This window comes from Synechococcus sp. R3-13 (assembly GCF_047462195.1).
GTDB lineage: Bacteria > Cyanobacteriota > Cyanobacteriia > Thermostichales > Thermostichaceae > Thermostichus.
Genome location: NZ_JANSIO010000038.1, coordinates 1 through 8212, shown reverse-complemented (window position 1 = coordinate 8212; position 8212 = coordinate 1). Strand labels below are relative to the sequence as shown.

9 protein-coding genes are annotated in these 8212 nt (G+C 59.1%); 2 read left to right on the top strand and 7 right to left on the bottom strand.

Annotated elements, in window-relative coordinates:
- Positions 1–38: 38 nt before the first annotated feature.
- From NW856_RS01260 to obgE, 4 genes are read right to left on the bottom strand one after another with little or no spacing between them, the layout of a single operon-like run.
- Positions 39–656, bottom strand: coding sequence for a PAP/fibrillin family protein (locus NW856_RS01260; RefSeq protein WP_414398690.1), 618 nt, complete (start codon positions 654–656; stop codon positions 39–41).
- Between the two features lie 55 nt (positions 657–711).
- The gene (locus NW856_RS01255; protein ID WP_414398689.1) at positions 712–1425 is read right to left on the bottom strand and encodes an L-threonylcarbamoyladenylate synthase; all 714 of its coding nucleotides are present in this window, start codon (positions 1423–1425) and stop codon (positions 712–714) included.
- 18 nt (positions 1426–1443) lie between these two features.
- The gene (locus NW856_RS01250) at positions 1444–1818 is read right to left on the bottom strand and encodes a hypothetical protein (protein ID WP_238376778.1); all 375 of its coding nucleotides are present in this window, start codon (positions 1816–1818) and stop codon (positions 1444–1446) included.
- 60 nt (positions 1819–1878) lie between these two features.
- A complete protein-coding gene (obgE, locus tag NW856_RS01245) occupies positions 1879–2922 on the bottom strand; it encodes a GTPase ObgE (protein ID WP_414398688.1) in 1044 nt (347 codons plus the stop codon).
- A 195-nt stretch (positions 2923–3117) separates the two neighbouring features.
- Here obgE and NW856_RS01240 point away from each other — a divergent pair, with 195 nt between their 5' ends.
- Positions 3118–4086, top strand: coding sequence for a 30S ribosomal protein S1 (locus tag NW856_RS01240; protein ID WP_011433921.1), 969 nt, complete (start codon positions 3118–3120; stop codon positions 4084–4086).
- A 210-nt stretch (positions 4087–4296) separates the two neighbouring features.
- Here the strand turns inward: NW856_RS01240 and NW856_RS01235 are convergent, their stop codons facing one another.
- The 3 genes from NW856_RS01235 to NW856_RS01225 form a co-directional block, all read right to left on the bottom strand.
- A complete protein-coding gene (locus NW856_RS01235) occupies positions 4297–5175 on the bottom strand; it encodes a hypothetical protein (RefSeq protein ID WP_414398686.1) in 879 nt (292 codons plus the stop codon).
- Positions 5176–5229: 54 nt separating this feature from the next.
- Positions 5230–6198 carry a CobW family GTP-binding protein gene (locus NW856_RS01230; RefSeq protein WP_414342593.1) on the bottom strand — a complete coding sequence of 323 codons (969 nt, stop codon included), beginning with the start codon at positions 6196–6198 and terminating at the stop codon, positions 5230–5232.
- A gap of 168 nt (positions 6199–6366) precedes the next feature.
- A complete protein-coding gene (locus tag NW856_RS01225) occupies positions 6367–6816 on the bottom strand; it encodes a VOC family protein (protein ID WP_414398685.1) in 450 nt (149 codons plus the stop codon).
- A 195-nt stretch (positions 6817–7011) separates the two neighbouring features.
- On the opposite strand from NW856_RS01225, the gene topA reads away from it, so the two are divergent.
- The coding region (gene topA, locus NW856_RS01220; RefSeq protein ID WP_414398684.1) for a type I DNA topoisomerase at positions 7012–8212 on the top strand (1201 nt) is incomplete at its 3' end.

Below are 8212 nucleotides of genomic sequence, written 5' to 3'. Positions count from 1 at the left end.
CACAAAAGGGCGGAAACGGAGTCCTCTGGATCCTCCGACTAGCCGACCCACTTTAGAACAAATACACTCCCCTCGCTGCCCCGACCCAGCCGCAAATCTTCATCCAAATAGGTGATATCCAGCCAACCCGTTGGCTCGCGGCGGCGGATATCGATTTGAATAGCCGGGATCCGCTCCGGAGCCCGCTCGAGCAAATAGAGAAAACTCTCGATCTCGTAGCTCATCAAAGCTTGGGATCCGAGCACCAATCGCTCGAAAATCACCCTCACCCGGCGCTCAGATTCGGGGTAAAAGCGCGCTGATACAGCCAAGACTCCCCGTGGCATCCAAGCCTCCAGCCAACCGGATCCCTGGATCTCCGCCACGTTGAAGACCCGTCCAGCCTTGGCCCGAATACACTGGTAGATCTCGCCGGTGGTCAAAAAAGGCAACTGTGCCAGCCGCAGCAGAGCTGTGCTGGTGGTAAAGAGGGTGAGCCAGTTCCCCTCCAACCCTTCAGGGGCCGATGTTGGCTTGGGGGTGGGGTTGAGCGCTTCTAGGGCGGCAATTTGAGACAAAATCTGGGCTTTTTGGTCAGGGGAAACTTTCCGGCCCCGGTCGGTCGCCTCCAGTAGGTGCAGGAGAGCCGATTTTTGCTGAGCCAGGGCCTCAGACATGGGCACACTCCGAAGGCACTGACCCTATTTTAGAGAACGCGGGATCCCTCTGCCCTCAACCGTCTTCTTCTACGGGTTTCAGATTTAGATCTGCCACCTGCTCATACCCTAGCCCGGCCCGCACCACCAGCGGCTCGGATCCGGTCAAATCGATTACCGTAGAGACCTTGGCCCGGCGGGGGGCATCGTCATCCAGCACCAGATCCACCTGTTTTTCCAACTGCCGCATCTCTTCAGCCGCAAAGATCCCACCCTCATCCCAGGGGTCGCTCTCCCACTCCCAGGCTTGCCCAGAACTTAAGTCCAGGGATCCGACGGGATCCCCCCCCAGCTTGGCAGAGGTGGAGACAATTGGATTGCCCAACTCTTCCAGCAAAGCCTGACAAATGGCCGAGTCGGGCACCCGGATGCCGGTGGTTTTCCGCTTGGGATCCATCACCAACTTGGGCACCAGCTTGGTGGCCGGCAACAGAAACGTAAACGGGCCGGGGATCAGCCGCCGCATCAGCCGATAGGCCGAATCGGTTACCTGGGCATAGTGGGCAATGCGTGAGAGAGAAGGGCACAAAAAGGTAAGAGGCTTGTCGTTGGAGAGCTGCTTGATACGGCGTACCCGCTCCACTGCTTGTTTGTGGGTCACATCGCAGCCAATGGCATAGACTGTATCGGTGGGGTAAAGCATCACCGCCCCCTCCCGCAAAGCCGCCGCAATCCGCCGGATGGAACGGGCCTGGGGCTGTTGCGGATGCAGCTTAAAGTACTCGGCCATCGGGCAGATGGGAAGAGGTCAAGACTGGGAGCAGCTACCCCCCAGGGGGTTTTCCACAAGAGGGCGAGGGGTCGGTGGCACCGACGCGGGCGGGGATCCCTGAGATTCGGGCCAGTCCTTCAGTTGTTGCATCAGGGCTTGGATGTGCAGACGGGGCAGATAGGGCCAGTCGCCCGCTTCTTCCAAATCTTGAAGCACCCGATACAGAGCTTGACGGGTATTGGGCAAAGACTCCCGAAAGGCACCTTCCAGGATCGCGCGGTGCAACTCCTCCAGCAGCCGCAGGAGCATCAGCAGCTCCACACACGCTCCCGCCCTCGCCTGAGCCGCCTGTTCAACGGCCAACATAATCTGACGCAAATCCGGTGGCAGATCCTCCGCCGAGATATACATGGCCACTCGTCTCTGGGTTCTGGGAAGGCAGGGGCTTTCCCATTCTAAGATTCTTCTGCCCTAGGACTGGATGGATTTTGCCCCCACAAGATCCAACTCCGCAGACTGTTGGGATCCCCGACCCAGGCACTGCCACACCCGCTGCAAGAGGGCATCCAGCCCCTGCTTGGCAATTGCAGAAATGGCCACTACGGAAGTGCCGGCAGCGGCAGACAGCCTCTGGGTGCGCTCGGCAACCTGCTGGGGATCCAGAACATCGATCTTGTTCAAAACCAGGATTTGTGGCTTATCGATTAACCCGTGGCCGTAGGCGCGCAGCTCCTGCTGAATAACCTGGTAATCCTTGACGGGATCCGCCGCCGTGCCATCCACCAAATGAATCAGTACCCTGGTACGCTCCACATGGCGCAAAAACTCGTGGCCCAGCCCCACCCCCAAGTGCGCCCCCTCGATCAGCCCCGGGATATCGGCAAACACCACCCCATCTCCCGATGGATGGGGCACCACCCCCAAATTGGGCTGCAACGTGGTGAAGGGGTAGTCGGCAATCTTGGGCCGGGCAGAGGAGACCACCGAAATCAGAGTGGACTTGCCCGCATTGGGCAGGCCGACAATGCCCACCTCGGCGATCAACTTCAGCTCCAGGCGCAGGCGCACCCGTTCTCCTGCTTCGCCCTTGGTAAATTGGCGGGGGGCACGATTGTGGTTGCTCAAAAAATGGGCATTGCCCAAGCCGCCTTTGCCCCCACGGGCTACCAGCAATTGATCCCCTTTGCCCACCAGATCGCCCAACAATTCCCCAGTCTCCGCATTGAACACCACAGTACCGCAGGGCACCCGCACCAGCCGATCCGCACCACTGGCCCCGCTGCGATGGTTGGGCCCCCCTTTGGCCCCGTGTTCCGCCTTGATCACCGGTTGAAAGCGAAAATCCAACAGAGTTTGCAGGCCGGGATCGGCCACCAAGATCACCGAGCCGCCCCGCCCGCCATTGCCGCCGGATGGCCCCCCAGCCGGCACATACTTCTCACGGCGGAAGGCAACGATGCCATCCCCGCCATTTCCCCCTTGCACTTCAATTTCGGCTTGGTCGATAAAGTGCAATTGCTCTTCCTCCGAATCTTCTATCTTTCAGCTTGGCAAGATGCCGGGAAACTTGCCACAAAAGACGCTCCTCTAAGCTACGATGGTATTTCCCAGCCACATCCTCCCCAGGTGGGAAAGTGGAAGTGGGATCCTGCCAAACTCGATTGGCCTTCTACCCTTTATCCCGCGCAACTGATCTGTTACTGCACCCCTATGAGTCGATTCACTGCTGCCGATGTAGGTTTTACCACTGAAGACTTTGCCGCCCTTCTGGATAAGTACGACTATCACTTCAGCCCTGGCGAAATTGTGGCGGGTACAGTATTCTCGGTGGAGCCACGCGGTGCTTTGATCGATATTGGGGCCAAAACGGCTGCCTTTCTGCCGCTCCAGGAGATGTCGATTAGCCGCCTGGAAGACCCGCACGAGATGCTGCAGCCGGGAGAAACCCGCGAGTTTTTTATCCTCACCGAAGAAAACGAAGAGGGACAGCTGACCCTCTCCATCCGCCGCATCGAGTACATGCGGGCCTGGGAACGGGTACGGCAGCTCCAGAAAGAAGATGCCACCGTTCGCTCAACCATTTTTGCCACCAACCGAGGTGGAGCCCTGGTGCGGATTGAGGGGCTGCGGGGCTTTATCCCCGGATCCCACATCAGCACCCGCAAGCCAAAAGAAGAGCTGGTGGGCGAAGAGCTGCCCCTGAAGTTTTTAGAGGTGGACGAAGACCGCAACCGCTTGGTGTTGAGCCATCGCCGCGCCTTGGTGGAGCGGAAGATGAACAAGCTGGAAGTGGGCGAGGTGGTGGTTGGCACGGTGCGGGGCATCAAGCCCTATGGTGCCTTTATCGATATTGGCGGCGTCTCCGGCCTGCTGCACATTTCCGAGATCTCCCACGATCATGTCGATACGCCCCACAGCGTCTTCAACGTCAACGACGAAGTGAAGGTGATGATCATCGATCTGGATGCGGAGCGGGGACGGATCTCGCTGTCCACCAAGCAACTGGAGCCCAATCCCGGCGACATGATTCGGGATCCCAAGCTGGTTTACGAGAAGGCTGAGGAAATGGCAGCCAAGTACCGTGAGCAACTGCTGGCCGCTAAGCAAGGACAAGCGGCAGAGGCCCCACCGGAAGTGGTGGAAGAGGAGCTGGAATACGCGGCGACGGCTGTGGAATGAGGGCAAGCTTGGCGCCATCTCTGCCTGCGATGAGACTGAGGTTAGGAGCCTTCAGCTCCGTTGGCGTGGGTGGCTCGTGGGAGCGGGGCAGCCCAGGCTCCTAGGGAGACGGGTACTGCTGCTGTGGCGAAGTAGGCCGACGGCGTTCACGCAGGGCTGCAAACCTGCGCCAGTAACGGGAATCCCCCGCTCCTGAGCTTGAGGAGCTGGTCAAAGACTGTAGATCTGCCCATCCATGAGCAGATGGGTGATGCCTTTCTTTTGCAGTTGGGTGCGCACAATCTCCAGAATGTAGCCGGGAAACTGGATTACCCGGTAGGGTGGGTAGGTGTTGCTGCCCCGACGGCTCATTTCGGAAAAGCGGCGGGCCACCTTGTGGCTGTCGAAAATCGGCAGCGTATTGGCGTTATCCATCCCTTCGATGGGCAGGGATCCCGAGCCAAAGAATTCTTTGAGAGGGCGGGTGGTCAGTTCTTGGTAGCGGTCAACAACGACATAGCAGGTTTCCGGTAGGGTGAGCTCTTCCAGGGGCAACACCTGAATTCGATAGCCGGGATCGGTGAGGGGATCCTCTTCTGGCCCATCTTCATCTTCTAAGGGATAGTCAGGGTCGTCCTCATCTTCGTCCTCGTCTTCAAGGTCACGGTCTTCTTCGGTCTCTTCCTCCACATCCTCCAGATCTTCCCGAAGCCCAGCCGCCAACGGCAGTTCTTCTGGGGGCAGTTCTGGCAGAGACTCCGTCCCAGCAGTGTTATCCTCGCCTTCCTCGTTTGCGTTCGGCTCTGCGGGGGGCTCCGGCAAGGGAGATGGAGAAGGCAACTCCGGTTCCAGCGGCAAGATCTGCTGCTCCAAGGCTGGGATCCCGCAAACAACAGCTTTTTCCCCCATGTCTTTGCGGCGGGCAGCCGAGCGTTTGAGATGGATCAACCGCTGGTACTCATCGGCGGCGATATTTTCCTTCAACACGCGGGTGATGGTGGTGATGCTCACCTGAAATTGCTCCGCCAATTCGACGGCGGTCGCTGCTGAGCCGCGGTAGGCGCTAACAATTTGCTGTTGTTCTTGCTCTGAAAGTTTGCTGCGAGCCATCCCAGATCACCCAATCTAGAAATTGAAAGAAATAGGCAGTGGTGAAGAGGATCTCTAGCCAGCGGCGGTTGCCCCGCACACCCGGCTGAGGCCGGCAGCCAGCTGTTCCGGCTCCAGCCCTTTGCCAATCAACACAATTTTGGACAGGCGGGGCTCATCGGGATCCCAGTCCCGTTCCAGAAAAAGGGTTTGCCGCTGGCCCACCTGATGAAAGATAACCCGCTGCGGCTCATCCACAACCCACAGCACCCCCTTGGCGCGAAAAAGGGTCTCGGGCATGTCTTGTAGCCAATCGCGAAAAGCCGCCAAATCCAGCGGCTGCTGCAGTTGAAAGCTCACCGATTGGATCCCGTCTTCCTCGAGGTGATGGCTATGGTGGGCCTCAGTCTCTGCATTGGGGAGCCTGGGATCCCACAATTCTGGGCGGAAGGCATGCACATCCAAGATGCGGGCCAGAGGCACCTGGGCATGGGTGGTGAGCAGGCAAGGGGCAGCGGGGTTGTAGCGGCGCAGATCGAGAAGGATCCGCTCTCGTTCGGCTTCGTCGATCAAATCCACCTTATTGAGCAACAAAATGTCAGCGCTGCCGATCTGGTGGGCGGCGGTTTGCGAGCGCTGGAAATTGCGCCAGTATTCGGCACCGTCAACCAAGGTCACCACGCCATCCAGGCGCAACTCCTCATGAAAGACCCTCTGCACAAATAGCTCGGTCACCTGCCTGGGATCCGCCACGCCGCTGGTTTCCACCACCAGATAGTCCAACGCCTGGGCATGCTGGAGCAGCTGGCGGGCCGCCCGTTCAAAATCCTCTCGCACCGTGCAGCAGAGGCAACCATTGTTGAGCTGCATCAGCCCCCCCTCGGGCATGTTGACCAACTCGCCATCGATGGAAATCTCGCCAAACTCGTTGAGGATCACTCCAATGCGCAACCCATGCTCCTCCTCCAAGATGCGCTTGAGCAGCGTGGTTTTGCCACTGCCCAAAAAACCTGTCAAAATCGTCACCGGAAGCTGAGCTTTCATATCAGGTGAGGCTGAACTGACAAGCGGCCAACAAACCCTTCTCTCAAGTTCCCCAGAAGCTCTACTAGCTTAGCTTTAGGGTTGGCTCTCCAGGATCTGGACAAGGGGGAACGACCGCTCCCACCCAAATTAGATCCTCTAACCCATCAACTAGTTATCCAACTATTTTTATTTATTAATGTCCTCTGGGCGTTGGGGCAGACTCTCTCCTGAGGATCCCTGGGGACGAATGAGCTCGATCGGCAGGCCATCGGGATCGGCGATGAACGCCACTTCATAGACCTGGCCCCCAATTTGCTGGAGCTGGGGCGGCAGCAGCAGGGTAAGGGGCACTTGCGCTCGCAAATGTTCTAGGTAGTTGGCCAGGGATCCCCATTCGGGGCCCACCTCAAAAGCGGGGTGATAGTAGCCCACATAGTGGGGATCCCCAAAGGGATCCGGGGCAGGCCGGGGCTCCGGCACCTGCATCAGCTCCAAACGCCCCCAGGGGCCGCGCATCCAGCAGGCCAGCGTGATCCCGGCAGTAAAGCGTTCTTCCACCGCAAAGCCCAACCCCTCGTAAAAGGCGATGGAGCGGAAGATATCGGCGGTGCGAATGGAAAAATGGTGTAGTTTCATCGTCCTGCAAAGCAGCCAGATGGGGCCAGACCGCTCGGATCATCGCCGATGACGGCTGGTCAAGCGCAGGTAGACTTGCTACGCTCCAGAAAAGTAGGCTGTCTATCTTAAGCACCTCTTGCAGTGTATGCTGGCCCGCCCAATCCTTGGGGCGGGAAATGCGACAACCTAAGCCGATTGCTGCCAACCTCAATTATGCCTAAGCTGGTCATTGTCGAATCTCCCACCAAAGCCCGTACCATCCGTGGATTCTTGCCTGCGGGGTATGAGGTTCAGGCCTCGATGGGACATGTGCGGGATCTCCCCGATTCGGCATCTGAAATTCCAGAAGAATTGAAAGGAGAAGAGTGGAGCCGCCTGGGGGTCAATGTCCACGCCGACTTCGAGCCCCTCTACGTCATCCCCAAGGACAAAAGAAAGGTGGTCAAGGAGCTGAAGGAAGCGCTCAAGAAGGCGGACGAGCTGATCCTGGCCACCGACGAAGACCGCGAAGGGGAAAGCATTAGCTGGCACTTGCAGCAGGTGCTGCAACCCAAAGTGCCCACCCGCCGCATGGTGTTCCACGAGATTACCCGCGAGGCCATTCAGGAGGCGCTGCAAAACTGCCGTGAGGTGGATGAACAACTGGTGCGTGCCCAGGAGACCCGCCGCATCTTGGATCGCCTGGTGGGCTATACCCTGTCGCCGCTGCTGTGGAAAAAAATTGCCCCCAAACTCTCGGCAGGGCGGGTGCAGTCGGTGGCGGTCAAGCTTTTGGTGGATCGAGAGCGGGAGCGGCGCGCCTTCAGAAAAGCCTCCTACTGGGATCTCAAAGCGGAGCTGCAGCCCAAAACGACCGTCGCCGGCCAGCAGGCTGTCTTTCCAGCAGAGCTGGTGAGCTTGGGTGGCAAACGCCTGGCCAATGGGCAAGACTTCGATCCCAGCACCGGCCAGCTCATTGCCGGGCGGGATGTGGTGTTGTTGGATCAGGCCCAGGCCGAGGCCCTGCGGGATCGCTTGCTGGGAAAAGCCTGGATCGTCAGCTCTGTGGAAGAGCGCCCCTCCACCCGCAAACCTGCCCCTCCCTTTACCACCTCCACCCTGCAGCAGGAGGCCAACCGCAAGCTGCACCTGTCGGCCCAGCAGACGATGCGCATTGCCCAAAAGCTCTACGAAGAGGGCTACATCACCTACATGCGCACCGATTCGGTCCACCTGTCGGAGCAGGCCATCCGCGCTGCCCGCGCCTGCGTGGAGTCGATGTACGGCAGAGAATATCTCAGCCCCGAGCCCCGTCAGTACACCACCAAAACCAAAGGGGCGCAAGAAGCCCACGAGGCCATTCGTCCTGCCGGATCGGAGTTTCGCCTGCCCAGCCAAACCCCCCTCTCCGGCCAGGAGCTGGCCCTCTACGACC

Excerpts from the sequence above, each read along its gene's own strand:
- NW856_RS01235 (WP_414398686.1), bottom strand. The coding sequence starts at position 5,175 with ATGGCTCGCAGCAAACTTTCAGAGCAAGAACAACAGCAAATTGTTAGC.
- NW856_RS01255 (WP_414398689.1), bottom strand. The coding sequence starts at position 1,425 with ATGGCCGAGTACTTTAAGCTGCATCCGCAACAGCCCCAGGCCCGTTCC.
- NW856_RS01250 (WP_238376778.1), bottom strand. The coding sequence starts at position 1,818 with ATGTATATCTCGGCGGAGGATCTGCCACCGGATTTGCGTCAGATTATG.
- NW856_RS01230 (WP_414342593.1), bottom strand. The coding sequence starts at position 6,198 with ATGAAAGCTCAGCTTCCGGTGACGATTTTGACAGGTTTTTTGGGCAGT.
- NW856_RS01225 (WP_414398685.1), bottom strand. The coding sequence starts at position 6,816 with ATGAAACTACACCATTTTTCCATTCGCACCGCCGATATCTTCCGCTCC.
- NW856_RS01240 (WP_011433921.1), top strand. The coding sequence starts at position 3,118 with ATGAGTCGATTCACTGCTGCCGATGTAGGTTTTACCACTGAAGACTTT.
- NW856_RS01260 (WP_414398690.1), bottom strand. The coding sequence starts at position 656 with ATGTCTGAGGCCCTGGCTCAGCAAAAATCGGCTCTCCTGCACCTACTG.